Source organism: Arthrobacter sp. Dra40 (genome assembly GCF_059091905.1).
Genome location: NZ_JBNHHB010000584.1, coordinates 1 through 337, shown reverse-complemented (window position 1 = coordinate 337; position 337 = coordinate 1). Strand labels below are relative to the sequence as shown.

Annotated in this window: 1 protein-coding gene; it reads left to right on the top strand. The window is 56.4% G+C overall.

What is annotated here, in order from left to right:
- Window positions 1–61: 61 nt before the first annotated feature.
- Window positions 62–337 (top strand): helix-turn-helix domain-containing protein (locus AC5RWT_RS38105; RefSeq protein ID WP_494084720.1); only part of this gene is annotated, 276 nt, incomplete at its 3' end.

Here is a 337-nt window from a genome sequence, read left to right as displayed (position 1 = left end):
GTGAACTGCTCCCCGGAAGTTGGACTGAGAAATTCAGTTCCGACTTCTGGGGAGCAGTTTTATGCATGCATGTAGTTCGTTGTCCGAGGATCAGCGCGAGTCCGCTGTAGCGTGGTTCGAGCAGGGCATCGCTTATAGGGCGACAGCCAGATTGCTGGGAGTGCCTCACTCGCCGGTCAAGCGGCTGTATCGGCGATGGAGGATTCATGGCCGAGGAGCGTTGATGACCAAGCCGACAAAACAGTCGTACTCGTTCGAGTTCAAGCTCGCTTTGGTTGAACGGTTCCTCGCTGGTGAGACTGCCCCTGATCTCGCAGCAGAAGTCAGCTTGTCGTCG